Annotated in this window: 23 protein-coding genes; 10 read left to right on the forward strand and 13 right to left on the reverse strand. The window is 37.4% G+C overall.

From position 1 onward, the window contains the following. Positions 1–105: 105 nt before the first annotated feature. The 3 genes from NAT51_RS10905 to tyrS all read right to left on the reverse strand — a co-directional run bounded on the left by NAT51_RS10905 (position 106) and on the right by tyrS (position 7,581). Positions 106–2,019, reverse strand: a complete 1,914-nt coding sequence (locus NAT51_RS10905; protein ID WP_250598939.1) for a S9 family peptidase — start codon at positions 2,017–2,019, stop codon at positions 106–108. A gap of 116 nt (positions 2,020–2,135) precedes the next feature. After that, positions 2,136–6,062 (reverse strand): reprolysin-like metallopeptidase, encoded by a 3,927-nt coding sequence (locus NAT51_RS10910; RefSeq protein ID WP_250598940.1) that lies wholly within the window; start codon positions 6,060–6,062, stop codon positions 2,136–2,138. 217 nt (positions 6,063–6,279) lie between these two features. Beyond that, entirely contained in the window at positions 6,280–7,581 is a 1,302-nt protein-coding gene (gene tyrS / locus NAT51_RS10915; RefSeq protein WP_250598941.1) for a tyrosine--tRNA ligase, read from the reverse strand. A 134-nt stretch (positions 7,582–7,715) separates the two neighbouring features. Between tyrS and NAT51_RS10920 the strand changes: the two genes are divergently transcribed. Together NAT51_RS10920 and NAT51_RS10925 are read left to right on the forward strand one after the other, a co-directional pair. Further along, the gene (locus NAT51_RS10920) at positions 7,716–8,690 is read left to right on the forward strand and encodes an NAD-dependent epimerase/dehydratase family protein (RefSeq protein WP_250598942.1); all 975 of its coding nucleotides are present in this window, start codon (positions 7,716–7,718) and stop codon (positions 8,688–8,690) included. A gap of 1 nt (position 8,691) precedes the next feature. Continuing rightward, the gene (locus NAT51_RS10925; protein WP_250598943.1) at positions 8,692–9,225 is read left to right on the forward strand and encodes a GNAT family N-acetyltransferase; all 534 of its coding nucleotides are present in this window, start codon (positions 8,692–8,694) and stop codon (positions 9,223–9,225) included. On the opposite strand, the gene NAT51_RS10930 is transcribed toward NAT51_RS10925, so the two are convergent. Genes NAT51_RS10930 through NAT51_RS10940 form a run of 3 tightly spaced genes read right to left on the reverse strand, consistent with a single transcriptional unit; the run spans position 9,226 to position 11,708 of the window. Continuing rightward, positions 9,226–9,630 carry a DUF4296 domain-containing protein gene (locus NAT51_RS10930; protein ID WP_250598944.1) on the reverse strand — a complete coding sequence of 135 codons (405 nt, stop codon included), beginning with the start codon at positions 9,628–9,630 and terminating at the stop codon, positions 9,226–9,228. A 3-nt stretch (positions 9,631–9,633) separates the two neighbouring features. Next, positions 9,634–10,971 carry a dihydroorotase gene (locus NAT51_RS10935; RefSeq protein WP_250598945.1) on the reverse strand — a complete coding sequence of 446 codons (1,338 nt, stop codon included), beginning with the start codon at positions 10,969–10,971 and terminating at the stop codon, positions 9,634–9,636. A gap of 11 nt (positions 10,972–10,982) precedes the next feature. Next, a complete protein-coding gene (locus NAT51_RS10940; RefSeq protein ID WP_250598946.1) occupies positions 10,983–11,708 on the reverse strand; it encodes a polyprenol monophosphomannose synthase in 726 nt (241 codons plus the stop codon). Positions 11,709–11,807: 99 nt separating this feature from the next. On the opposite strand from NAT51_RS10940, the gene NAT51_RS10945 reads away from it, so the two are divergent. The 3 genes from NAT51_RS10945 (at position 11,808) to NAT51_RS10955 (ending at position 14,075) form a co-directional block, all read left to right on the forward strand. Then, on the forward strand, positions 11,808–12,473 hold the full coding sequence (locus NAT51_RS10945; protein ID WP_250598947.1) for a DUF4271 domain-containing protein: 666 nt from the start codon (positions 11,808–11,810) through the stop codon (positions 12,471–12,473). A gap of 20 nt (positions 12,474–12,493) precedes the next feature. After that, positions 12,494–13,243, forward strand: a complete 750-nt coding sequence (locus NAT51_RS10950) for a uroporphyrinogen-III synthase (RefSeq protein ID WP_250599021.1) — start codon at positions 12,494–12,496, stop codon at positions 13,241–13,243. Between the two features lie 70 nt (positions 13,244–13,313). Then, positions 13,314–14,075, forward strand: coding sequence for an enoyl-CoA hydratase/isomerase family protein (locus tag NAT51_RS10955; RefSeq protein WP_250598948.1), 762 nt, complete (start codon positions 13,314–13,316; stop codon positions 14,073–14,075). Here NAT51_RS10955 and arfB read toward each other — a convergent pair whose 3' ends face one another. From arfB to NAT51_RS10975, 4 genes are read right to left on the reverse strand one after another with little or no spacing between them, the layout of a single operon-like run. Next, positions 14,076–14,477 (reverse strand): alternative ribosome rescue aminoacyl-tRNA hydrolase ArfB, encoded by a 402-nt coding sequence (arfB, locus tag NAT51_RS10960; protein ID WP_250598949.1) that lies wholly within the window; start codon positions 14,475–14,477, stop codon positions 14,076–14,078. A 2-nt stretch (positions 14,478–14,479) separates the two neighbouring features. Then, positions 14,480–16,585: a DUF4301 family protein gene (locus tag NAT51_RS10965; protein WP_250598950.1), complete on the reverse strand. Its 2,106-nt coding sequence runs from the start codon at positions 16,583–16,585 to the stop codon at positions 14,480–14,482. Continuing rightward, positions 16,546–17,166 (reverse strand): nicotinamide riboside transporter PnuC, encoded by a 621-nt coding sequence (gene pnuC, locus NAT51_RS10970; protein WP_250598951.1) that lies wholly within the window; start codon positions 17,164–17,166, stop codon positions 16,546–16,548. The genes NAT51_RS10965 and pnuC overlap by 40 nt, the downstream gene beginning before the upstream one ends. Positions 17,167–17,179: 13 nt before the next feature. Further along, on the reverse strand, positions 17,180–17,890 hold the full coding sequence (locus NAT51_RS10975) for a geranylgeranylglyceryl/heptaprenylglyceryl phosphate synthase (protein ID WP_250598952.1): 711 nt from the start codon (positions 17,888–17,890) through the stop codon (positions 17,180–17,182). A gap of 91 nt (positions 17,891–17,981) precedes the next feature. Here NAT51_RS10975 and NAT51_RS10980 point away from each other — a divergent pair, with 91 nt between their 5' ends. Further along, the gene (locus NAT51_RS10980; protein ID WP_250598953.1) at positions 17,982–18,578 is read left to right on the forward strand and encodes a Crp/Fnr family transcriptional regulator; all 597 of its coding nucleotides are present in this window, start codon (positions 17,982–17,984) and stop codon (positions 18,576–18,578) included. A 75-nt stretch (positions 18,579–18,653) separates the two neighbouring features. Beyond that, positions 18,654–18,941 (forward strand): hypothetical protein, encoded by a 288-nt coding sequence (locus NAT51_RS10985; protein ID WP_250598954.1) that lies wholly within the window; start codon positions 18,654–18,656, stop codon positions 18,939–18,941. A gap of 3 nt (positions 18,942–18,944) precedes the next feature. Here NAT51_RS10985 and NAT51_RS10990 read toward each other — a convergent pair whose 3' ends face one another. Further along, complete coding sequence (locus NAT51_RS10990; protein WP_250598955.1) at positions 18,945–19,601, reverse strand: 4'-phosphopantetheinyl transferase family protein; 657 nt, start codon at positions 19,599–19,601, stop codon at positions 18,945–18,947. 242 nt (positions 19,602–19,843) lie between these two features. Here NAT51_RS10990 and ahcY point away from each other — a divergent pair, with 242 nt between their 5' ends. Next, positions 19,844–21,160 carry an adenosylhomocysteinase gene (gene ahcY / locus NAT51_RS10995; protein ID WP_250598956.1) on the forward strand — a complete coding sequence of 439 codons (1,317 nt, stop codon included), beginning with the start codon at positions 19,844–19,846 and terminating at the stop codon, positions 21,158–21,160. Positions 21,161–21,375: 215 nt separating this feature from the next. On the opposite strand, the gene NAT51_RS11000 is transcribed toward ahcY, so the two are convergent. Both NAT51_RS11000 and NAT51_RS11005 read right to left on the reverse strand, forming a co-directional pair. Next, complete coding sequence (locus NAT51_RS11000; protein ID WP_250598957.1) at positions 21,376–21,774, reverse strand: hypothetical protein; 399 nt, start codon at positions 21,772–21,774, stop codon at positions 21,376–21,378. After that, on the reverse strand, positions 21,767–22,345 hold the full coding sequence (locus NAT51_RS11005) for an RNA polymerase sigma factor (RefSeq protein ID WP_250598958.1): 579 nt from the start codon (positions 22,343–22,345) through the stop codon (positions 21,767–21,769). Before NAT51_RS11005 ends, NAT51_RS11000 begins: the two co-directional genes overlap by 8 nt. A 142-nt stretch (positions 22,346–22,487) precedes the next feature. Here NAT51_RS11005 and NAT51_RS11010 point away from each other — a divergent pair, with 142 nt between their 5' ends. Together NAT51_RS11010 and NAT51_RS11015 are read left to right on the forward strand one after the other, a co-directional pair. Continuing rightward, the gene (locus NAT51_RS11010; RefSeq protein ID WP_250598959.1) at positions 22,488–22,838 is read left to right on the forward strand and encodes a DUF6249 domain-containing protein; all 351 of its coding nucleotides are present in this window, start codon (positions 22,488–22,490) and stop codon (positions 22,836–22,838) included. 27 nt (positions 22,839–22,865) lie between these two features. Further along, positions 22,866–25,124, forward strand: a complete 2,259-nt coding sequence (locus NAT51_RS11015; protein WP_250598960.1) for a M1 family metallopeptidase — start codon at positions 22,866–22,868, stop codon at positions 25,122–25,124. The last annotated feature ends 17 nt before the right edge of the window (positions 25,125–25,141 follow it).

The raw sequence follows: 25,141 nt of genomic DNA on the forward strand, positions 1-25,141 counted from the left end.
AAAAATAGAAATCGGTTACAAAGGAGTGTGTTATTTAACATCAATTTATTCTTTTTTTAAGAAAAAATCCCTTCTCGCTCTTAAAACAAGAAGGGATTTCTGATATTATAGTGTCTCTTTTAGCCATTTGAAGAATTCACGTTGCCATACCAAAGCGTTTTGAGGCTTCAATACCCAGTGGTTTTCTTCCGGGAAAAGCAAGAAACGGCTTTTGATCCCTTTTAATTGTGCTGCCTGGAAAGCTTCCTGTCCTTGCCCGATTGGCACACGGTAATCTTTTCCACCCTGAATGATTAAGATTGGTGTGTTCCAGTTGTTAACCATAGTAATCGGGTTGAATTCGTTATAGGTTTTCTGTGCGGTTTTGTTTTCAGTCTCCCAATAAGCGCCTCCTGAATCCCAGTTGGTGAAGAAAACTTCCTCAGTGGTTCCGTACATACTTTTGGTGTTGAAAATTCCACAGTGTGAAATGAAAGTCTTGAATCTGTTTTTATGGATTCCGGCCAATTGGAATACAGAGTATCCACCATAACTGGCACCAACAGCTCCTAAACGTGTTTTGTCTACATAGGCTTCTTTTGCCACATCATCAATCGCAGCTAAATAATCATCCATTACCTGACCGCCCCAGTCTCCTGAAATCTGTTCGTTCCATTTAACTCCATGACCGGGCATTCCACGACGGTTTGGTGCTACTACAATGTAACCTTGTGCTGCAATCGTCTGGAAATTCCAACGGTATGAATAGTATTGTGTTAAAGCGCTTTGCGGTCCTCCCTGGCAGTATAATAAAGTGGGGTATTTTTTAGAAGCATCAAAGTTTGGAGGTAAAATTACCCAAACCACCATCTTTTTACCGTCGGTTGTGGTAACGTAACGTTTTTCGGTTTTGCTTAAGGCTAATTTGCTGTAAGTTTCGGTGTTCACGTTTGTGATTTGCTTCCATGATTTTTTTGCTAAATCATATGAATAAAGTTCAGAAGCATGGTTCATGTCGTTTCTTGCCACAATAACATTGGTTCCTGAGAAACCTACGATTTCTGTTACGTCAAAAGTTCCGTTGGTGATTTGTTTAACGGTGATTGCAATTCTTGTTAACCCCGGGAAGTTGACTTCAAAAAGTTGTTTGGTTCCGTCAACCGGAGCAATGAAATATACTTTTTTGCCGTCAACACTCCATTTGAAACTTTCTACAGTTCCGTCCCAGGCAGATGTCAGGTTCATGTGCATCCCTTTGAAGCTAACGATGATGTCGTTTTTGTCTGCTTCGTAACCGTCACGCTTCATTTGTAACCAGCTTAAATCTCCTTTTGGTGAAAAGGTTGGATGTGTATCATAACCTAAATTACCTTCAGTAAGATTCTTGGTTTCCTTGGTGTCAATATTATATTGGTATAAATCAGTGTTAGTGCTGGTTGCATAAGCGGTTCCAGCTTTCTTTTTACAAACATAGATGATGTTTTTGCTATCTGGCGACCAAATGTAATCTTCATCGCCTCCAAAAGGTTTTTGAGGAGAATCATACGCTTCGTTTGGCATAATGTCAACCGGGGCAGCCAGTCTTACGTTTGGTGCCGGAACACCACCGAAAAAGACATGGTTGTAAGTTCCGTCTCTCCAGGTGTCCCAGTGACGGTAATCCAATCCGTTATAGACTTTAGCATCGGATTTAGTCAATTCAGGGTAAACGTCTTTCCCTAAAACAGAATTTACTTTCACTTCTTTATGGGAAAGAAGGTATAATCCGTCAGGTGAAATATTTTTGTCTTTCAGTATTTCTTTCGTGTCTGGAATTTCAATTGCTGTTCCGCCATTTAACGGAATGCTGTAGAATTTTGAATTGGATTTGTTTTCTTCTACAGAAGGTGTTGCCACTTTGTATACAATGTTTTTTCCGTCTTTGGAAATGCCAAGCGGTGTAACGCGTCCCAGTTTCCAAAGTAATTCAGGAGTCATGACATCCTGGGCATTTGCTGATAATCCCATTATTCCAAGAGTTAAAATAAGTAGTTTTTTCATTTTTATATTTTTTGAAAGTGTCGCTAAATTACTGAAAATTTTATCACAGCCGGATTGTTGCCATAAAAAAACGCCTCCGGTTAAGAAGGCGTTTTATGTTTGGTTTGGTTTTGTGTTTAGTTTTTAATGAAACGTTTTGTTGTTGAAGTTCCGTTATCAGAAATTTCCATAATGTAATTTCCGTTAGTTAAACGTGAAACATCAATTGATCCGTTCATTATTTTACCGTCAAGGATGGTTTGTCCCATTACGTTGTATACTTTAAATGTTGCTGCTTCAGAAACCGAAGTTACATTTAAGATTGACGATGTTGGGTTAGGGTACAATCTGATATCATTAACTGTGATGCTTTCAGAAGATTCATCTTCTCTTGCAGCAGCAGTGATGTTAATGGTGTAATCTTCAACCTGTCCGTAAGAGAATGCTTCACAAGAAGTTGGTACTCCGTTGTATTTCATTGAAACTCTCATTCTTGTTGCTCCTAAAGTAGCTGTTGCAGGAATAGTGAACGAACCTGAAACCGGAGTTGTTGTTGAAGCAGTTTTAGTCCAAACTGTTTCACCTGCATCTGTGAATACACCATTTTGGTTGTAGTCAATGAATACTGCATAGCCTTCGCTATATACGCTACCTGTCCAAGTTGGAGTGATCGTAATGGTTTGTGAAGAACTTCTTCCTGCATTTGTAGAAAGAGAAGTGAAGTTTTCATAACCTGCAGTTCCTGTTGATGCATTGTTGATACTTCCGATAGCTACTCTTCCGATTCTCTCATCGTTAGTGTTGTTACCTTGTGAAGTACAGTATGTCAATACTACAGATGATGTAGTTACATTAACTGTGTTGCTTGAAGCAGAAACGTTACCTGCAGCATCTTTTGCTTTAACTGAGAATGTGTAAGCTGTTGCAGCTGTTAAACCTGTTACTGTATAAGAAGTTGTTGTTACAGTTGCTTTTAAAGTTGCACCTTGGTATACATCATATCCTGTTACGCCAACATTATCAGTTGATGCAGTCCAAGATAAATTAGTTGATGATGAAGTTGTTCCGGAAGCAGCTAAATTAGTCGGTGCTGAAGGAGCAGTTGTGTCAGGTGTACCTGCTACGATATTTACGGTGTAATCTTCAACTTGTCCGTAAGAGAAAGCCTCACATGAAGTTGGGATTCCATTGTATTTCATTGAAACTCTCATTCTTGTAGCTCCTAAAGTAGCCGTAGCCGGTACTGTGAATGAGCCTGAAACCGGAGTTGTAGTGGTTGCGGCAGTTGACCAAACCGTTTCGCCTGAATCTGTGAATACACCATTTTGGTTGTAATCGATGAAAACAGCATAACCTTCAGCATAAGTTGAACTTGTCCATGTAGGAGTTACCGTGATAGTAGAAGAAGCACTTCTTGTTAAGTTAGTAGATAGAGAAGTGAAATCTTCATAACCTGCAGTTCCTGTTGAAGGATTGTTGATTGATCCGATGGCCACTCTTCCGATTCTCTCATCAGCAGTGTTGTTTCCTTGAGAAGCACAGTAAGTGATGGTTACGGCAGAAGTTGTTACATTAACAGTGTTGCTTGCTGTTGAAATGTTACCTGCGGCATCTTTAGCTCTAACTGAGAAAGTATAAGCTGTTGAAGCAGCTAATCCTGTAACGTTGAAAGTTGTTGAAGCTGTAGTTCCAACCACTGTTGCGCCTTGGTATACATCATATCCGGTTACGCCAATATTGTCAGTTGAAGCTGTCCAAGATAGGTTAGTAGAAGATGAAGTAGTTCCAGATGCAGCAAGGTTAGTTGGAGTAGTCGGAGCAGTTGTGTCTACTACAGGAGCAGAAGTGGTTACGTTAACAGTGTTACTTGCTGTTGAAACGTTACCTGCAGCATCTTTCGCTCTAACTGAGAAAGTATAAGCTGTTGAAGCGGTCAATCCGGTTACATTATAAGATGTAGTAGCAGTATTTCCGATTATCGTAGCGCCTTGGTAAACGTCGTAGCTTGTTACGGCTACATTGTCAGTAGCAGCTGTCCAAGTTAAGTTTGTTGTTGTTTGGGTAGTTCCTGAAGCAGCAAGATTAGTTGGTGCTGTTGGAGCAGTATTGTCAATTGTTCCCGCAGTGACAGTAATGTTTGCGTTGTTAACGTCAAAGAAAATGTGATTGGTTCCTTTAACTAATATTCTACCTGTAGAAGTATTACTGTTAGGAATGGTTACGTTTTCAGAACCGTCATTTGCAGTTGCAGCTAATAAAGTAGTCCAAGTGTTCCCGCTATCTGTAGACCAAAGGATGTCAACATTGGCACAGTTTACGTTATTTGCAGTTGTTCCTGCTACGTTCCAGGTTACGGCTTGTGAAGTTCCTCCAGTATAGCTGGTCGCTGATCCTTGGGATGTGATGGCAAACGGACCTGCAGTTGCATTTACCGTAACAACCATGTCATCAGAATTGTTTGCAGAACCACCGGCTCTGTTATCACGGACAGTTAATCTGAAATTCATTGTTCTGGCTACAGACGGTACTGCTTCAACTGTGATTTCAGTACCTGCTGTTGTTGTTGCGCCTGTTAATACAGAAGCCATTCTAGGGAAGTATCTTACCGGCGTTGTAGTCGAAGAATACGATCTGAAAGTTGGTCCTGATGTTTTAGTAGCACTTGCAGCCGAACTTGCTCCGGTTTGTGAACTTGAAGCGTTGTCGAATTGTTCCCAGTTATAAGTCAAAGCGTCCCCGTTAGCATCGGTAGCTGTACCTGTTAACATAAAAGGTGTGCTTTTCGGGATAGTAAAATCGGCTCCGGCTCCGGCAGTTGGTACAGCATTTCCTGTTGCTGTGTTTGTCTGACAGGTTTTTGCTTTGATGTTGTTAGTTACCTGTTGGATACTGAATGCATGGAAGTAAGCATCAGAATGCGGTTGTACGTCCTGAGAAGTAATACCTGCATATCCCATGATTGAAGATCCTGAACCCGGCTCCATATTGGCTCCTGTTCCTTCATTACCATGTGAGAATGTGTGGTTAGCTCCAAATTGGTGTCCTAATTCGTGTGCAACATAGTCAATATCGAAGTTGTCTCCTGACGGGATTCCGTCTGATGGAGAAGTATATCCGCTTCCTTTTTGACCGTTAACACAGATACATCCAATACATCCTGCGTTTCCACCACCTCCGGAAGCACCGAATAAGTGTCCTACATCGTAATTAGCTTCACCAATTACTGAGGTTAGTGTATTTTGTAATTCTGAGTTCCATGCTCCTCCTGCACCGCTTGATGCTGCTGAGTATGGATCGGTTGATGCATTGGTGTAGATAACCGCGTCATTATTTGCAATTAATACCATTCTTACGGCAAAATCTTTTTCAAAAACACCGTTCACACGGGTCATTGAGTTGTTGATTGCTGCCAAAGCCTGTGCTTTTGTACCTCCGAAATAAGCAGTGTATTCTCCGGTAACCGACATGGCTAAACGGAAAGTTCTCAAAGTTGAATCGTCAGCATTCGGGCGCAGGTTTACTGTTTTTGGCTCGATTTTGTCAATTACTTTACATTCGAAAGGTGATAAATCAGCTTTTTTGTCTGATTTCTGGTAAACCGAATACGTTTTTAAATCAGATGAATACGGTTCGATGAATGAAGCCGATTTATCTGCATTGATGGTCATCGATTTGAAACCAAGCGGTGACATACTGAAATAAGCGGTCGATGTAGGATTGTCGATTCCAATTCCGATGTACGATTTGATTTCAGGATACCTTGCCGCTAAAGCAGGATCCATGTTTGAGTTTTCATAAATGCTGAAGCGTTCTAATGTTCCTTCTGCATTTGGTAATGTAATGATGTTTGTCGCTTTTGCATTAGCTGATCTTTTTGGAGATTTTGCTAAAGCTGTTTGCAATGAAGTCAAATCTAACTCAAATAGATTTTTCTCTGGAAGTTGCATTCTTTTTTCAAGAAGCGCTTTGTTGGAGTTGGTTGTTTTTCTCCATAAAGAGCCATCTTGAGCAAATGCAAAACTCGTGACCGTTAATAGCATAACGGAAAGTAGTTTGATTTTCATAAAGTGGTTTTTTAGTTGGTTTAATGGGTACGAATATATTTATATTTTTTTAATTATTTAACAAAATTTATGTAAGAAAAGTAAAAATATAACAATAAAATACTTAAAATTATGGATATAAAATTGCGAAAGCCTTATTTTTATTGGGTTTTTGGTGGTTTTGTAAATAAAAAAACCACTTCGGTTGAAGTGGTTGATTTTGAATATTTTATAATATTTATTGTGCGTTGACTACAAAATAGTTTTTCTTGCCTCTTTGTAGTAAAACAAACTGATTATTGATCAAATCTTTTTCGGTTACCATATATTCTTCGGTCACTTTTTCTTTGTTTACTGAAATCGAATTTTCGGTTAATGCACGTCTTGCTTCGCCGTTTGATTTTAAGAATCCGGTTTTGGTATTCAATACATCAACGATATTGATTCCGGCTTTAATTTCTTCCAAAGAAACTTCTGCCTGAGGAACACCGTCAAAAACTTCAAGGAATGTTTCGCTGTCCAATCCTTTCAAATCATCAGAAGTTGAATTCCCGAATAAAATGTTTGAAGCGGCAATAGCTTTCTCCAATGCTTCTTTACTGTGAACAAAAACGGTTACTTCTTCGGCTAATTTACGTTGTAAGACACGTAAATGAGGAGCTTCATTATGTTCTTTAATTAGAGCATCGATCGTTTCTTGGTTTAGGAAGGTAAAGATTTTGATGTATTTCTCAGCATCAACATCAGTTGTATTCAACCAAAACTGGTAGAATTTGTAAACAGAAGTTTTGTCAGCCGTTAACCATATATTTCCGCCTTCTGATTTTCCGAATTTAGATCCGTCAGCTTTTGTAATTAACGGACAAGTCATTGCAAACGCTTTGTTGTTCCCTTCCGGATTCATACGACGCACTAATTCGGTTCCGGTCGTGATATTTCCCCATTGGTCACTTCCGCCCATCTGTAATAAACAGTTGTGTGATTTGTGTAAATGGTAGAAATCGTAACCTTGGATCAATTGGTAGGTGAATTCGGTAAATGACATTCCTTCTCCGGTTTCGCCTGATAAACGTTTTTTAACCGAATCTTTGGCCATCATATAATTAACGGTGATTCTTTTTCCTACGTTACGGGCAAAATCAATGAATGAGAATGTTTTCATCCAGTCGTAGTTGTTCACTAAAACCGGCGCGTTAGTTTCAGCTGAATTGAAATCAAGGAATTTTGATAATACTCCTTTAATTCCTTCAACATTTTTAGCCAGTGTTTCTTCATCCAATAAGTTTCTTTCGTCACTTTTTCCTGAAGGATCACCAATCATTCCTGTTGCGCCACCTACTAAAGCGATAGGTTTGTGTCCGAATTTATTAAGATGAACCAATAAAATAATAGGTACCAAACTTCCAATGTGTAAGGAATCAGATGTTGGGTCAAAACCAATATATGTCGCAGTGCTTTCTTTTAACAATTGTTCTTCAGTTCCCGGCATCATATCGTGTACCAGTCCACGCCATTGTAATTCAGCAATTATGTTTTCCATTTTTTATAAAATTTCCGCAAAGATAATAGAATACAATCACAAGATAAAAGAGATTTAAATTGTTTTAAAGAAATCATTCCGACTTAATTTCTGTATGTCTTTTTGTCTTTCAATCAAATTTTTATCTTTGGAATATGATTTTAGTCACAGGAGCAACAGGATTAGTAGGTTCGCATTTGGTTTTGCAATTGGTTTCGCAAAATCTACAGGTAAGGGCGTTATTCCGTAAGGAAGAAGCGAGGAAAAGAGTTTTACAGGTTTTCTCATTTTATGAGAAGCCGGACTTATATGATAAAATAGAATGGGTTCAGGCTGATATTTTGGATGTTCCTTCGCTTGAAGCTGTTTTTGAAAATGTTGATCAGGTGTATCATTGCGCTGCGTTGATTTCTTTTGATCCGAAAGATGAGGAAAAACTGCGTAAAGCAAATATTGAAGGTACGGCTAATATTGTTAATCTGTGTATTGATTTTGGTGTAAAGAAATTATGCCACGTGAGTTCGATTGCTGCTCTTGGTGATTTGAAAGATTTTGAATCGGTTACAACAGAAGAGACTGAATGGAATCCCGAAGTTCATCATAATGATTATGCGATTTCCAAATATGGCGCCGAAATGGAAGTCTGGCGTGGACATCAGGAAGGATTGCAAGTTGTAGTTGTGAATCCGGGTGTGATCCTCGGGCCTGTTTTCTGGACGGAAGGAAGTGGTGAAATTTACGACAGAGTCCGAAAAGGATTGGTTTTTTATACCAAAGGCGGCAGTGGATTTGTAACCGTTGATGATGTTGTGAATTCGATGATTAATTTAATGCAGTCGGAAATAAACGGCGAACGTTTTATTTTGGTTTCGGAAACAATCACTTATCAGGATTTAACTTGTTTGATAGCTGAAAAATTGAAAGTAAATCTGCCAAAAATACAGGCAAAAAAATGGATGACAGAATTGGCGTGGCGCTTGGATTATTTGTTGGCTTTGTTTGGAAAAAAAAGAACATTGTCTAAAAGCATGGCTCGTACCTTGCATACGATTGAGTATTATGATAACTCCAAAGTGAAAAAAAACACAGGAACTGAATTTGTGAAAATTGCCGATTATTTAAATGGATAAAATGAATTTACAACCCGAAACTCTTAAAAATGATATCGTAAAATTGATTCCGCTGAGGGAGTCTGACTTCGAAGAATTGTATCAATGCGCATCCAATCCGGAAGTGTGGGAGCAACATCCCAATAAAGACCGCTATAAAAGAGATGTTTTTGAAAACTTTTTCAAAGGTGCGATGGAAAGTAAAGGAGCATTTAAAATTGTTGAGGTTTCCAACGGTAAAGTGGTTGGCAGTACCCGTTTTTACGATTATGACGAAAAAAGCAATGTGGTATTAATTGGTTATACTTTTTATGCGAAAGAATATTGGGGAAAAGGAATTAATCCGGTTGTAAAGAAAATAATGCTGGATTATGCTTTTCAGTTTGTGGATAATGTTCATTTCCATATTGGCGGAAATAATGTGCGCTCTCAAATCGCCATTCAGCGGATTGGTGCAAAAAAAATCAGTGAAAAGTTGATTGAGTATTATGGTGAGCCAGCCAAACTGAATTTCATCTATGAGATCAAAAAAGAAGACTGGCTTAATTTCAGTTGATTAGTTTTTAGAAGCTTTTGCGATTGAGTCTTTTCTTCTTTTTTGTTTCGCAGCCGTTTCTTTTTTGACCACTTCATTGGCGGCTTTTTTTTCGGTATCCAAGCGTTTGATGACTTTGTCGAACATTTGCATGTAATTTTGAACATCTGCTGAGTAATAGCGGTTGCTTTCTACAAACTGTAAACTGTCGATTTTGTATTTCTGGTAAATGTATGTTTTGGCATTAATCTCATTTTTGGCCAATGACTGTGGGCTATGTCCTTTTAGGGCCTGCAATAAAGCCAGATCATAAAGGATGTTTTCCATTGTTTCTTTTTCAATCAGTTTTTCGGGCTTTTTAACCTCTACTTTATTTGAACAGCTTACAATAATCAGGGATGAGATAAAAAAAAGTAATTTCTTCATAGTTTATCGGTCAAAGGCTAAACGTTTTCCTTTTTGGATTTCATTGATTTTTTGGTTTTCATAAACCAAATTTCCATTCACAAAGGTATGGGTAATTTTTGAACTGAAAGTAGTACCTTCGAACGGAGACCAGCCACAATGGTATAAAATGTTCTCTTTGGAAACTGTCCAGGCTTCATTTGGATTGACAATGGTTAAGTCGGCGTAAAAACCTTCCTTGATAAATCCACGGCGGTCAATTTTGAAAATTTTAGCCGGATTATGGGCCATTTTTTCTACTATTTTTTCAACGGAAATTCTTCCTTGTTTATTTGCTTCAAACATCGCAACTACAGCATGTTGAGCCAATGGTCCTCCCGAAGGAGCTGATGTGTATGGATTTGCTTTTTCTTCCAGTGTGTGTGGTGCGTGATCGGTTGCGATTACGTCAATACGTCCGTCAAGTAAAGCTTTCCATAATCCGTCTTTGTCTTTTTGGGTTTTTACCGCAGGATTCCATTTGATTAAAGAGCCTTTAGTTTTATAATCTTCATCAGTAAACCAAAGATGGTGTACGCAGACTTCAGCAGTGATTTGTTTTTCTTCTAACGGGATGTCATTTCTGAATAATTCGGTTTCTTTTGCAGTTGAAAGGTGGAATATGTGTAATCTGGCGCCTGTCTTTTTTGCTAATTCAACTGCTTTGGAAGAAGAAAGATAGCAGGCTTCTTCACTTCTGATGATGTGATGGAATTCCATCGGGATATCATCGCCGTATTTTTCTTTGTATTCGGCTAAATTGTTTTTAATGGTAGTCTCATCTTCACAATGAACTGCTATCAGCATTTTTGTGTTTGAGAAGATTTTAGTTAATACTTCTTCTCTGTCTACCAGCATGTTTCCGGTTGATGAGCCTAAGAAAATTTTAATTCCGGCTACATTCTTCGGGTTTGTTTTTAAAACTTCTTCCAGATTGTCATTGGTGGCGCCCATCATGAATGAATAGTTGGCGTAAGATGTCTCGGAAGCGATTTGGTATTTTTGCTCTAAAATTTCCTGGGTTACTGCGTTGGGAACTGTATTTGGTTGTTCAATAAATGAAGTGATACCGCCGGCAACAGCTGCACGAGATTCAGAAGCTATGTTTCCTTTATGGGTTAATCCCGGTTCGCGGAAATGTACCTGATCATCGATAGCGCCAGGCATAAGGTAATTTCCTTCGGCGTCAATGATTTTACAATTTTCGGGAATGTTGAGGTTGTTTCCTATTTGGGTGATGAATTCATTTTCAATTAAAACTTCGCCTTCGGTTATTTTTCCTTCGTTTACAATTTTTGCGTTTTTAATTAAAATAGAGCTCATAGTTGTGTGTGTTATAGTCGGTTGAATATTTTTCGGATACGAAGCATGATAACTCCTAAAATGGCTTCGCGGATAATGGCACCGCTCATTTTGGATTCACCTTTGGTTCTGTCAGTAAATATAATAGGTACTTCAGTGATTTTGAAATGATTCACAAAGGTCCGGTATTTCATTTCGATTTGGAAAGCATAGCCGGTAAATTTCAGTCGGTCCAAATTGATTTTTTCCAAAACTTGTCTTTGGTAACAAACAAAACCGGCTGTAGCATCCTGGATTTCCATTCCGGTAATCATACGGACATACACTGATGCAAAGTAAGACATCAATACGCGGTTCAACGGCCAGTTAACCACGTTTACACCGGTAATGTAACGGGAGCCGATTGACATTCCTGCGTTTTCATTTTTACAGGCGTTGTATAATTTTTCAAGATCATTTGGGTTGTGGGAAAAATCAGCATCCATTTCGAAGATGTATTCATAATGGTGTTGGATTGCCCATTTGAAACCATGCACATAAGCGGTTCCAAGTCCGGCTTTTCCTTTTCTTTTTTCCAAATGCAGTCCGTCAGTGAATTCCTGTTGTAATTCCACTACTTTATCTGCAGTGCCGTCAGGAGAGTTGTCATCAACGATTAAAACGTCAAATTTTTTAGGTAAAGAAAAAACCGCACGGATGATCGTTTCGATGTTTTCTATCTCGTTATAAGTTGGTATAATGACAATTCCGTCTTGCATGGTGTTAAAATCTGATGCAAAAATAAACTTTTTAGGTTATGTGTTTCTTAAATAATTTATAATTCGGTAATGCGATTAAAAAATTTGTAATTTTGCGCCATGGAAAAAATCGAATTTATTCCTCGTATAGTCGAAAACAAAGACTGGATAACAATCATGTTTATTGTTACCATCGGTCTTGTTGTGATTACCAAGGCGGCTTTTGAGAATCGGTTCAGTGATTTTATAGGTTTATTGGTTAACAACAAGTATATGAAAGTATATAAGGATACCAGTAACCTGATGAGTTGGTTCACAATTTTGCTTTTTGTGGTACAGCTGGTTTCTTTTTCCTTCTTTATATTGCTTGTGTTGAGTTACTTCGGATATACGACCAAAACAAACTGGGTGAGTTTTATCCAGATTTTTACCTTTCTGAGTTTTTTCGTTTTATCCAAATTTCTGATCGAAAAGATTATTGCCGCTTCGTTTAATATTGAAAGCTTTATTGAGCAGTTCAATTTGTTTAAAGTGAGCTATAGAACCTATGTTGGGCTATTGCTTCTTCCGGTGAACATCGTACTGTTTTATACAAATTTGATGAATTCTTATGTGATTCTTGGTGTTTTAGTTATATTATTGATAGTTAATGCGGTAACATACCTTGTTTCATTAAGAAATTATCAAAATTTGTTTTTGAGTAAGTTGTTTTATTTTATTTTATATATTTGCGCTCTTGAAATTGCACCCTATTACTTTATGTATTATGCAATTACAAACCGATAACAGATTTAGGCATGTCTAATATGAAAGTGAAAACTATTTTAGTATCGCAACCTGAACCCAAAGTTGATAATTCGCCTTATTTTGATTTACAGAATAAGCACAAAATAAAAGTTGATTTCAGACCTTTTATTCACGTGGAAGGTGTTCCGGCAAAAGATGTCAGAGCTCAGAAAATCGATTTAAACAACTTTACTGCGATTATATTAACAAGTAAAAATTCGGTAGACCACTTTTTCAGGGTTGCTGAAGAAATGCGTTATAAGGTGCCGGAAGATTTAAGATATTTTTGCCAGAGTGAAGCGATTGCTTACTATTTGCAAAAATATGTAGTGTACAGAAAACGTAAGATTTATGTGGGTCAGAAAGACTTTGCTGATATGTCTGCGCTTTTCAAAAAATACAAAGATGAAAAATTCCTGTTACCGGCATCTGATCAGTTAAATGCAGATGTTCCGCAAACATTGAATAATTTAAAATTGGATTGGACACCTGGAACTTTTTACAAAACGGTAATGAGTGATTTGTCTGACTTGAAGGATGTGTATTATGATGTTTTGGCATTTTTCAGTCCGACGGGAATTAAATCATTATTTAAAAATTTCCCTGATTTCCAGCAAAATAATACACGTATAGCGGTTTTTGGAAGTACAACCCAAAAAGAAGCTTTAGAGCATGGTTTGAGAGTGGATATTATGGCTCCAACGCCTGAAGCTCCATCAATGACAATGGCTCTTGAAAAATATGTAGCCGAGGTTAATAAAGGTAAATAAAGAAAGTCCCGATGTAAATCGGGATTTTTTTATGCTTTTTATTTACTTTTACGTATCAAATAACAAAACTATGTCAACTAACGGAACCATCACCACAAAAATTGAAAATAAGGTCGCTACCATTACTTTTTTCCATCCTGCCAGTAATTCATTTCCAAGTGTCCAGCTAAAAGAGCTGACCAGACAACTGGATTTGTTGAGTGATAATGATGAAGTCTCCGTTGTTGTGTTGCAAAGTACCGGAGGCGGTGCTTTTTGTGCAGGAGCTTCATTTGATGAATTGTTGTCTATTGATAATCTGGAAGACGGTACTGCTTTTTTCAGTGGATTTGCCAATGTAATTAATGCTATGAGAAGGTGCAGTAAAATTATAGTGGGAAGAGTACAGGGTAAGGCTGTTGGTGGGGGCGTTGGTTTGGTTTCTGCGTGTGATTATGCTTTTGCGGTGCAAAGTGCTGCTGTTAAGTTGTCTGAAATTGCTATTGGAATAGGTCCGTTTGTAATTGAGCCGGCAGTTTCCAGAAAAATAGGGAAAACAGCGATGTCACAAATGGCTTTGCAACCTACCGAATGGAAATCAGCGCAGTGGGCACATCAAAAAGGATTGTATTCTGAAATATTTGCTTCTATTGTGGAAATGGATTCGGCTTTGCATGCATATGTGGCGAATCTTAGTTCTTATAATCCCGATGCTTTGTCAGAAATAAAAAAAGTATTGTGGGAAGGTACCGAAAACTGGCCTGAACTTTTATACCATAGAGCTGCTGTTTCGGGAAAATTAGTGTTGAGTGATTTTACACGTAATGCCTTGAGTCAATTTAAAAATCAATAATCAGAAATCAGGTTTTCGTCTGGAGTTTTTGATTTCGGAATTGTTTTTCTTTTCATTTAAGCGTTTTTCTTTTACTCCTTTGGGAACTTTGGTTTCTTTTCTTGCTTTGGGTTTAACCAAAGCTTTCTGTAGTAAATCAAAAAGTTTTTTTGTAACTGTTTCTTTGTTTTTGCGTTGGCTTCTGTCTTCTTCGCAGGTGAGAAGTAAAATGTTTTCCTGGGAAAGTTTCTTCCCTAATTTAGCTATAAGCCATTCTTTTTCTTCTTCTGTAAGACCTTTGGAAATATTTAAGTTAAAAGATAAGACTACTTTGCTGGAAACCTTGTTGACGTTTTGTCCGCCCGCACCACTGCTTCGAACGGCTTTATATTCAAGTTCAGACAAAATAATTTCTTCAACCATGTTTAATCGGGTTGGTGGTTTGACTTTAATAAATCGTTTACTGTTTTTACCGGGTTAAATGTTTCGATCGGAACTTCAATGAATAGGGTAATCCAATTGGCCATGCTTCCATTCCAAAGTCCGGGTAATTCATATGCCTTGTATGTTTTTCCGTCTTTACTTTTTTCAACAATAAAACCTGTTTCCGGATTTGTGTAATCCAGTAAGTTGAATTTTTTTCCTTTGTGGTTCTTAATTCCGCAAACCAGATCAACCGGATTAAAGTGAGTAGCACTTTTAAAAAGTTTTTCCTGAGATGGATTTTCCAGGTCTATTTGCGCCGATTCAACTATCTGTAACGAAACTGATCCGTCTTTTTCTTTTATCCAAAAAGGTCCGCCGCCAGGTTCCTGTTCGTTTTTAACCATTCCGCATACGCGTATGGGGCGGTTTAAAATTGACTTTAAGCGTTTTATTTTACTTTCGTTTTTATAGTCATTAAAGCTGGTTGGAATGGAAATATTTAATTCAGTCTCAATGAATTTTACCACATTTTTCATGCAGTCTTTAGAAATTTCATCCTGATTATTAAAAAGGCGGATGTGTTCAAAAACTTGTTGTTGTTTTTCAATTAAGAAGCCTCCTAAAGCTTTTTTATATAAAGCTATGGTTTCTAAATTGTTGTGGCTGACATTGTCGATGTTTTTAATGAAAATAATATCCGAATCCCTTTCGTTTAAGTTGTGAAGTAAAGCGCCGTGTCCGCCGGGTCTGAAAATAATATTTCCATGGGCGTCCTTATTGGTTATAAATTTATCATTCAGTGTGATTGAATCAGTTAAAGGGTTCTGAATGGAAAAACTATAATCAATTTTTTTTCCTGCTTCTTTTTGAGTACGTTTTATAATAGCGTCAAAATCAGCTTCATGTTCTTCCGAAATCGTGAAATGAATCTTGGCTTTTTCTCCGTTGGAACAATATGCGAACACTTCTTTTAAATGTTCTTCAATAGGAGTTACATTCGTGCTGTTATATTGATGGAAAGGTAATATTCCTTTTGGTTTATTGATGTAATCAAAATTTTTATCGTTTAAGATGGTCGCAATAAACAGATGGTTTTTCCGGTCTCTTGAAAAGGTATTGAAGTCAGGAAAAACACCTTTTAAATAATGGTCGGTCTCTTTGAAAAAAGGCAACTTGTCCATGGCAACAATAAAAGTAGCCAAAGCATTATTTTGGGTTCTGTTAATGTAGCCGTTTATGGTTTCAGAAGCCGGGTTGTAATCCCGGAGGAAATCACTCAGAAATTTAAACATTCTGCTGGCGGCACCTGAAGCCGGGACGAATTTTTCTGTAGAATAATTATTGTTCTGATTGTCAAAAATGTCACTATAGTATTTGAATTCGTTTTCAGTAAGCTGAAATACACCATTGTTGATGGTTGCAGGTTGTTCAATAACGATTTTTGAAACACCAGCTTTTATATTATTGATTTGATTAACAGTGTAATCAATGTCTTTCTTAGTGTTATGTAAAGCAATGAAGTCGTGGTTGGTTAATCCTGCTTTTTTTGCTTTTTCTAAATTGGAAACAATTTTAATGGCTTTTTGGAGGCGCTCTTCTTGATTTCCGGAAATTAGGATGTATGGTTTTTTGTAATCAATTAAGGCTTTTTCAAAAACGGTGAATGAATTGTCGCGGTATTCCTGACTGTCTCTCAGCCCGTCGTCTTCCCAGGGAACATCAATGTCTGTTAAGAAATATAAATCATATTCGTGTAAGCGGGCAGCTTCTTCCAGTTCGTCTGTGCAGTGGTTGTAATAGATATCAGAAAATACTTTTGTGACAAGTGAGTTGGTGTCGCAAAATAAAAAGCGGTTTGCTTTTTCCAAAGCATTATTTTCTAATTGTGTCTGACCTATTGCAATGGGTAATAAGTCAGATTCGTCACATATAGCGTTGTGTTTGTTTAATTTTTCCTGAAGGTATTCTCTGGCAAATTCTTCAATCCAGACTGTGTCAAAGTGTTCGGCTAATTCTCTGGCAAGCGTGGTTTTTCCAGTGCTTTCAGGTCCGTAAAGCGTTACTTTTATAATTGAAGTTTCTTTTTGTCTAAGATCTTTCTCCATTCCAGATAAGCCATAATGGCTAATAGTGTAAAAATTAGGTATTGTAATGACAGCATTCCTAGACCTCTGTAAGCATATAGCGGAACAACAACGATATCACCAATAATCCACAATGTCCAGTTTTCTATTTTCTTCTTGGCCATGTACCACATTCCGGTGAAGAAAATACCAGATGCAAAAATATCAAAATAATTTTCGGTTTTTATCTCATAATCGAAGTATTTGTAAATACCAATGACAATAAATATTGTAAGGATGAATAATATGAGGCCGGAATATTTTTCAATTGTGTTTGTACGCGTGATTTCAAGCTGCTCGTCATTCTTTCCCTTTGACCAATTCCACCAGCCGTAAATGCTCATGATTGAAAAATACAGATTAATCATCATGTCACCTAAATATCCGGCACGCCAAAGTAAGTAAACGCTGATTACTGTTGCTATCAGTCCGGTTGGATACACTAAGATGTTTTCTTTTTTGGCATACCACACACTGAATATACCGAAAATGAAAGCAATGGCTTCCAGGATAATCTGCCAGAGCGGGGCATTTTTATAGGCTTCAATAAAAAAATCAAGCATGACAGTTGGATGGTTAATAGTTAAAAAAATTGATATCGTTTTCGAAAGCAGTTCCAATAACCACTAAGTCGGCTCCGGCTGCATAAGCATCGTCAATAGCTTTTTTGGTTCGGATACCGCCGCCTACAATTACCGGAATTTCGATTTGACCCGATACTTTTTCTATCATTTCTAAAGGAACTGTCTGTTGAGCACCACTTCCGGCCTCAAGATAGATGAGTTTGTTGCCGATGTATTCTCCGGCCTGTGCGGTTTGCAAAGTATAGCCGGGATTGTTTCTGCTGAGCGGTGTGGTTTGGCTTATGCGTTCAACTGCTGTTTGTTTTCCACTTTCGATAAGTATGTATCCGGTTGATATTACTTCGAGTTGGGTTTTCTTTAAAATGGGTACGGCGTTTACCTGATGTTCTATTAGGTAATCAGGGTTTCGGCCTGATAATAAAGTCAGGAAAAGAATGGCATCGGCTTTTTCGGAAATTTGTGATGGATTTCCCGGAAAAAGAACAATTGGTAATTCTATTTGTTGTTTCAGTGAAAGGATAAGTTCGTCAATAATGTCTGTCTCTACTATACTTCCGCCTACGAAAATGTGGGTAGCCGGAGATTTTTTAATTTTCTCCATTAAGGAAGGTAGTGAATCCATGTTGATTTTGTCAGGATCCAATAAAATGGCCAACAATTTTTGGTTATTCTCTTTAGCTGCTACAATTTGCGGGTAAACCATTTCTTCTTGCTTATTCAGTTGTAAAAGTAGGTCTTTTTTAAAATCGGTAAAATTTTAATGGTAATTTTGTTGGTGAACCTATCAAAATAATATGATTTCTGAAGCATTACTGATTTCAAATGGGGCGATTGCCAAGAAGTATAAAAAAGGAAGCCTGATTTTTAAAGAAAATGAATTACCGCTGTATTATTATCAGATTGTAACCGGTGAAGTTAAAATGTGTAACTTCAATGACGAAGGGAAAGAATTTATTCAGGGAATTTTTCATCACGGACAGAGTTTTGGTGAACCGCCATTGTTTTTGGAGCGGGTGTTTCCTGCCAATGCAATTGCGGTAACCGATTGTGAATTACTGGTAATGAAAAAAGAATTGTTCAGAAGATTGGTAACGGAGAATGCAGAAGTTTCGCTGGCAGTTATTGAAAATTTATCCCGGCGTCTCCATTATAAGGCGGTCATGTCTGCCGAAATCTCTTCACAGGATCCGGAACACCGTTTACTCACTTTAATGGATTATTCGATCCGTTTTTTTAAAATCGAAAAAGAACCGGAAGGTTACCGTATTGATTTGACCCGTCAGCAGATGGCTGATTTAACCGGTCTAAGGGTGGAAACGGTAATCCGTTCCATAAAAACCCTTGAAACAAAAAAGAAGATAAAAATCATTAACAGGAAAGTTTTCCGGTAATTTTTCCTTTATGATTTGAGTCATAAAATCAGGATGTAAGTGTGAATTAACTTTGTTGTAATAAAAACAAAGATTATGACACTTTATCAAAAAGCATTGGGAGATTTTCGCAAAGGATACATGGGATTTGCGACTTTGGCAATTATTGGGCAGAGCTGTTTCGGATCAGTTGCAGTAATGTATATTCTTCAAAATGGGACTTCATTTGGACAGATGATTCAGTTGGCGGCAGTTGTAATTGCCTGTATGATTCTTAACGGTTCGATTTTGTCACAGCAAAAGCCAAAATTGGTTTTCGACTTACTGTTAGTCAGTATTTTGGTTAGTTTTGTTATGATTGTGTTGAATACAATTTTTATTTAACCGTTATTTCCCGTGGCGTGCACAAATGAGCATATAATTCTGTTTTTCAGTGTTGGAGCCATTTGGGATTATCTCTTCAAAACAGATGTCGAAGTTTTCGATTTGATTGTTGAAATGTAATTCGGCTTTGCAGATTTTATCAGAAAGTAAAAAATCTTTTTCGAAAATATGATCTGAGAAACTGATGCCAACCTCATTTTTAACTTTGAAAATTGCTTCCTTGGTTCCCCAAATCACGGTGGCTTTTTTCGTTTGATCTTCCGGTGAAAGATTTTCGAGATGCCACATTTCCATAAACCGCGGAGCAATACGCAATACTTTTTCTTTGATTTGTTCGATGTCTATTCCGATGTTTTTCCTGCTCAGGGCAATTGCCGAAAAATCGAAAGAATGTGAGATTGAAATATGGGTGCCGTCATTTAAATGCGGTTTCCCGAATTCGTCATAAAACAAATCAAAATCGGTGTAGCCACAATGTTGAAGTAGCATCCGGACGCTCAAAAATCCCTTTTGATGGCTTTCTGATTTCATGTTTTCCATCCGGGCCAAAGAAGTGTCTTTGAGGGATGCCTGACGGAATAGTTCATTAAAATCTTCGGTTATTTCCCAAAGGAAAACCGTAGTGTCATTGTTGATATGGATGGTCTTGAATAAAGGCATGGCTCTCTAAAATAGCCCCGGTTGAAGCGGCATCCTTTTTAAAATTGTCAACTGAGCCTGTCGAAGTTCAATTTTAAAAAGATACAGCGGAAGACGGGAAATAGCTCCTAAAATTAAATATGCTGAAAATTAGTGTTTTATATTTATTAAACAAATATTAAATATCGATTAATAATTGGGAAATCGAAAACTAATCAGTAATTTTGCAGTCCGAATTTTGTTAAACAAATATACTAAAATAGATGAGTACAACAACAATTCCATTTGTAGCGTATAAGGTTAAAGATATTAATCTTGCAGCTTGGGGAAGAAAAGAAATCGAATTGGCAGAAGCTGAAATGCCAGGTTTAATGGCACTTCGTGCTGAATATGGAGCAAGCCAGCCGCTAAAAGGTGCACGTATTGCAGGATGTTTGCACATGACAATCCAAACAGCGGTATTAATTGAAACGTTAATCGCTTTGGGAGCTGAGGTAACTTGGTCTTCTTGTAATATTTTCTCTACTCAGGATCAGGCTGCTGCTGCTATTGCTGCTGCAGGAATCCAGGTTTATGCTTGGAAAGGTCTTGATGAAGAGTCTTTTGACTGGTGTATCGAGCAAACATTATTCTTTGGTGAAGACAGAAAACCATTGAATATGATCTTGGATGATGGTGGTGATTTAACCAATATGGTTTTTGACCGTTACCCTGAATTGATTCCTGGTATCAAAGGTTTATCAGAAGAAACAACTACAGGAGTTCACCGTTTATACGAAAGAATGAAAAACGGAACGTTATTCATGCCGGCAATCAACGTGAATGATTCGGTTACTAAATCGAAATTTGACAACAAATACGGATGTAAAGAATCTGCTGTTGATGCTATCCGTCGTGCAACTGACGTTATGTTAGCAGGTAAAAGAGTTGTGGTTTGTGGATACGGTGATGTAGGTAAAGGTACAGCGGCTTCTTTCCGTGGTGCAGGTTCTATTGTTACAGTAACTGAAATTGATCCAATTTGTGCTTTACAAGCTGCAATGGACGGTTTTGAAGTGAAAAAATTAGATACAGTGGTTGGAAATGCTGATATCGTGATCACTACAACTGGTAACAAAGATATTGTTGTTGGTAAGCATTTCGAAGCAATGAAAGATAAAACCATCGTTTGTAACATCGGTCACTTCGATAACGAAATCGATATGGCTTGGTTAAACAAAAACCACGGTGCGTCAAAAATTGAAATCAAACCGCAGGTTGATAAATACAACGTAAACGGAAACGATATTTTAATTTTAGCTGAAGGACGTTTAGTAAACTTAGGTTGTGCTACGGGTCACCCGTCATTTGTAATGTCAAACTCTTTCACGAATCAGACATTGGCACAGTTGGAGTTGTGGAATAACTCTGCTAACTATAAAAATGAAGTGTATATGTTACCGAAACATTTAGATGAGAAAGTAGCAGCTTTACACTTGGCTAAATTGGGAGTTGAATTGGAAACATTGAATGATGAGCAAGCTGCTTATATCGGTGTTGAGGTTCAAGGTCCGTTTAAGCCAGAATACTACAGATATTAATATTTGAAATTATTGATAGAAAAGCCGCTTCAATTGAAGCGGCTTTTTGTTTGGTAATATTTTTGTCTGCCAAAATTCTTAATTAGTTCTGTTTCAAAATGATTTGGCGGAATTAAATTGAAACAGCGAAGATTATTTCGTTGAGCAGATGATATTGATAGTCGATGTCAAATAAAAAGCCGCTCAATTAGAAGCGGCTTTTATTGTAATTGGTTTTATACATCGAATTTACTGTCGTAATAGTTTTTCAAAATCGGAATCTGTATGAATATCATGATGGCTGTCAAAACAAAGCTATAAGTAGTCACTGCTGAAAATTCATAAGAAGCTGTTATGTTATTGAAAGGAATAAAGTCTATGTGTGGAGCCCATCTGCTTGACCCTGTTGTGTCATAGAAAAAACTGGAAATGATCAAAGCCAATAATAAGCTAAATATAGTTATTAATATTTTCTTTGAAATCAACGGTTCGTATTTGGTAATGCTACTTGTTTTGGTTGTCAATACCTGTGACATCACTTTTGAAGTGAAATCGAACGATGGAGTGTCTAAAACACGATCCTTCATGAAGTGGTCAACCAGCTCCTCTATATGTTTGTCTTCGTTCTTACTCATAATAATTAATTATTTCAGGTTCTAATCGTTGCTTTAAGATGGAAGCTAGTTTCTTTCGGGTTCTGAAGAGCTTCACTTTAATATTGCTCACACTGTTGTTCATGATCTTGGAAATTTCCTCTACCGACTGTTCGTCAAAATAGTATAACGTTATCAGGAAAGCTTCGTCGCTTGGTAATTCTTCTAAACATTCCTGAATGGCTTGGTGTTTTTCTTTTTCGTCAATGGCATCAAAACTGTTTTCTAATGCTTTAGTCTGATGTTCGCTAAAATCCTCAATATAGGCTACTTTTTTTTCTTTTTTGTTTTTCTTTAAGGAGTCTAAGCAAGTATTGTAAGTTATTTTGTAAAGCCAGGTTGAAAATTTTGATTCACCTTTGAATTTATTCAAGGAATTGTAAATCTTGATAAATGTGTCCTGAGCAATTTCTTCGGCTTCTTCCTTATTGTTCAGCATTTTGATTGCCAATGAATAGACCATGTCTTTATAACGGTCAACTAATGTAGCAAAAGCATTAGTGTTTCCGTTTAAAACTAAATTGATATAATGTTGGTCTTCTATATGGCCCATATATATGTAAGACGACAAAGTATCGAATTAGGTTACAAGTTACGACAAAAAAATATTTTTTCTTTTTTCTGTAACCAAAATGAAACAGCGGTCGTCATAGCTTGTGAACATATCAATCAATATTAATTTAAATCAATCAATTATGTTAGGAGACATTTTAATTCCAATCAGTTTTTTCTTTGCCGTTTTCGGTGTGGTGTATCTTTATTTATCAACGAGAAACAGAGAACGTTTAGCACTTATCGAAAAAGGTGTTGATGCGAGTATTTTTATGCCGGGCGCAAAAAGTAAATCACCTTTTTATAAAGTAATACTTTTGAATCTGGCACTATTGTTAATGGGTATCGGTATTGGGGCTTTCACTGCTTTATTATTGACTACCTATACTTCATTGAATGAAAATGGTGTTTATCCGGCAACAATTTTTACCATGGCTGGAGCTGCTTTATTCATTGGATTCAATATGACCAAAAAATTAGACGAACAAGAATAGTTTAATCAAAAATCATCAATCAAAATCATGAACAAACAAATTATTACAATGGTTTCCCTTTTGATATTCTCATTAGGGACTACAAAAATGTTGGCTCAGGAGCAGCCATCAAAAACAGTATCTAAATACGATTATCATGCTGCGTTCGGACCAAATTTTTACACCAAGAATGCTACTGAAACCCGCTCGGTAAGCGGTCAGCCCGGAGCTAAGTATTGGCAAAACAGAGCCGATTATAAATTAACAGCTGTTTTAAATGACCAAAAGAATGAAATTATTGGAACAGAAGTCTTGACTTACACCAATAACAGTCCGGATAAAATTTCTTTTCTGTGGATGAATGTTGATCAGAATTTATTTAAGGACGGTTCGCGTGGGAAATCGACTATTCCTTCGTCAGGAGGCCGTAATGGGGATAAAGGGCAAATATTCGACGGAGGACATAAAATCAAGTCGGTTAGTGTTGTTTCAAATGCAAACGGCAAAACGGTTGAAAAAGAAGTTAAATTTGAAATTATAGATACCCGTATGCAGGTGTTTTTGCCACAGGAACTTCAAGCTAATGGAGGGAAAGTGACACTTAAAATTGATTTTTCATTTATTTCGCCCAACTTCGGTTCAAACAGAATGGGCGTGCATGAGACGCAAAACGGTAAAATATTCAGCATGGCACAGTGGTATCCAAGAATGTGCGTGTATGATGATGTTAAAGGATGGAATTCTTTACCATACCTTGGTGCGGGAGAGTTTTATTTAGAGTACGGTGATTTTGATGTGGCTGTAACGGCTCCTTCTAGTCATATTGTTGTGTGCTCAGGTGAATTAATGAATCCTGCTGAAGTATATACGGCAGAACAACAAAAAAGATGGAAGTTAGCTGCTCAAAGTGATAAGGCAGTAACTATCCGTTCGGCGGAAGAAGTTTCAAATGCTAATTCGAGACCTTCCGGAACGACCTTAACCTGGCGTTTTAAAATGAAGAACGCGCGTGATGTTTCATGGTCTTCATCAGCATCTTTTATAGTTGATGCATCTAAAATTAATCTTCCAAGTGGAAAAAAATCATTGGCTATTTCAGCTTATCCTGTTGAAAGTGCAGGGCAGGAAGCTTGGGGAAGATCTACCGAATATACTAAGTATTCCATTGAAAATTATTCTAAGCGTTGGTTGGAATATCCTTATCCGGCAGCCGTTAATGTCGCCAGTGGAAGTGCAGGAGGAATGGAATATCCAGGTATTGTTTTTTGCGATTGGAAATATGGTGGGGAAGATTTATGGAGGGTTACCGATCATGAATTTGGTCATACATGGTTTCCAATGATTGTGGGTTCTAACGAACGACTATTCGCCTGGATGGATGAAGGATTGAATACATTTATCAACTCGTTGAGTTCGTCAGATTTTAATAATGGGGAGTATAAAACCAAACCAAGAAATATGCATCGTGGTGCTAATTTTTTAACTAACCCGGATTTAGAGCCGGTAATGACAACTCCTGACGGAATGAAAGAACAAAATCTGGATGTGTTAGCTTATGAAAAACCGTCATTGGGATTAGTAATGTTGAGAGAGCAGGTATTGGGTAAAGAACGATTTGACAGAGCTTTCAAAGTTTATATTGAGCGTTGGGCTTTTAAGCATCCAACACCAGATGACTTTTTCAGAACAATGGAAAATGTAACAGGTGAAGATTTAAATTGGTTTTGGAGAGGTTGGTTCATTAACAACTGGAGATTGGATCAAGGGATTACTAAGATTAAATATTTAAAAAACAATCCTAAAAACGGAGCTTTGGTTTCTATAGAAAACTTCGAAAAAATGGCCATGCCGGTTATTTTGGAAGTAAAAACTAAGTCGGGAGCAGTAAGTCGTGTGCAATTGCCGGTTGAGGTTTGGCAGCGTAATACTGATTGGAAGTTTAAATTAAATACAATTGAAGAAATAGCAACGATTACGATAGATCCTGATCGTGCTTTTCCTGATGTGAATCCGAGTAATAATGTGTGGGAAGATGGAAAAAATGAATTGGAAAAAGAACCGGCTTTGGATGCTTACTTAGGAAAGTTTTCCAGCAAACAGATTCCGGTTAAAATTAACTTCACTAATGAAGATGGAGCACTTGTTGGTACACCTGAAGAAGGTCAAGGACCGCCGCTTACTTTTGAGTCAGCCGGAAAGGATAAATTCAAATCTGATGCAGCCGGAGTTGAGTTGCAATTTAATGAAGCTAAAAATGAGTTTACTATTAATATGGGCGGACAGAGTTTCTTGTTTGCCAGATACTAAATTTTGATTATAGATTG

Origin of the sequence: Flavobacterium amniphilum (assembly GCF_023634845.1) — a bacterium.
GTDB classification, from domain to species: Bacteria; Bacteroidota; Bacteroidia; order Flavobacteriales; family Flavobacteriaceae; genus Flavobacterium; species Flavobacterium amniphilum.

Coding starts and splice junctions, on each gene's coding strand:
- NAT51_RS10905 (WP_250598939.1), bottom strand. CDS start 2,019: ATGAAAAAACTACTTATTTTAACTCTTGGAATAATGGGATTATCAGCA.
- NAT51_RS10910 (WP_250598940.1), bottom strand. CDS start 6,062: ATGAAAATCAAACTACTTTCCGTTATGCTATTAACGGTCACGAGTTTT.
- tyrS (WP_250598941.1), bottom strand. CDS start 7,581: ATGGAAAACATAATTGCTGAATTACAATGGCGTGGACTGGTACACGAT.
- NAT51_RS10920 (WP_250598942.1), top strand. CDS start 7,716: ATGATTTTAGTCACAGGAGCAACAGGATTAGTAGGTTCGCATTTGGTT.
- NAT51_RS10925 (WP_250598943.1), top strand. CDS start 8,692: ATGAATTTACAACCCGAAACTCTTAAAAATGATATCGTAAAATTGATT.
- NAT51_RS10930 (WP_250598944.1), bottom strand. CDS start 9,630: ATGAAGAAATTACTTTTTTTTATCTCATCCCTGATTATTGTAAGCTGT.
- NAT51_RS10935 (WP_250598945.1), bottom strand. CDS start 10,971: ATGAGCTCTATTTTAATTAAAAACGCAAAAATTGTAAACGAAGGAAAA.
- NAT51_RS10940 (WP_250598946.1), bottom strand. CDS start 11,708: ATGCAAGACGGAATTGTCATTATACCAACTTATAACGAGATAGAAAAC.
- NAT51_RS10945 (WP_250598947.1), top strand. CDS start 11,808: ATGGAAAAAATCGAATTTATTCCTCGTATAGTCGAAAACAAAGACTGG.
- NAT51_RS10950 (WP_250599021.1), top strand. CDS start 12,494: ATGAAAGTGAAAACTATTTTAGTATCGCAACCTGAACCCAAAGTTGAT.
- NAT51_RS10955 (WP_250598948.1), top strand. CDS start 13,314: ATGTCAACTAACGGAACCATCACCACAAAAATTGAAAATAAGGTCGCT.
- arfB (WP_250598949.1), bottom strand. CDS start 14,477: ATGGTTGAAGAAATTATTTTGTCTGAACTTGAATATAAAGCCGTTCGA.
- NAT51_RS10965 (WP_250598950.1), bottom strand. CDS start 16,585: ATGGAGAAAGATCTTAGACAAAAAGAAACTTCAATTATAAAAGTAACG.
- pnuC (WP_250598951.1), bottom strand. CDS start 17,166: ATGCTTGATTTTTTTATTGAAGCCTATAAAAATGCCCCGCTCTGGCAG.
- NAT51_RS10975 (WP_250598952.1), bottom strand. CDS start 17,890: ATGGTTTACCCGCAAATTGTAGCAGCTAAAGAGAATAACCAAAAATTG.
- NAT51_RS10980 (WP_250598953.1), top strand. CDS start 17,982: ATGATTTCTGAAGCATTACTGATTTCAAATGGGGCGATTGCCAAGAAG.
- NAT51_RS10985 (WP_250598954.1), top strand. CDS start 18,654: ATGACACTTTATCAAAAAGCATTGGGAGATTTTCGCAAAGGATACATG.
- NAT51_RS10990 (WP_250598955.1), bottom strand. CDS start 19,601: ATGCCTTTATTCAAGACCATCCATATCAACAATGACACTACGGTTTTC.
- ahcY (WP_250598956.1), top strand. CDS start 19,844: ATGAGTACAACAACAATTCCATTTGTAGCGTATAAGGTTAAAGATATT.
- NAT51_RS11000 (WP_250598957.1), bottom strand. CDS start 21,774: ATGAGTAAGAACGAAGACAAACATATAGAGGAGCTGGTTGACCACTTC.
- NAT51_RS11005 (WP_250598958.1), bottom strand. CDS start 22,345: ATGGGCCATATAGAAGACCAACATTATATCAATTTAGTTTTAAACGGA.
- NAT51_RS11010 (WP_250598959.1), top strand. CDS start 22,488: ATGTTAGGAGACATTTTAATTCCAATCAGTTTTTTCTTTGCCGTTTTC.
- NAT51_RS11015 (WP_250598960.1), top strand. CDS start 22,866: ATGAACAAACAAATTATTACAATGGTTTCCCTTTTGATATTCTCATTA.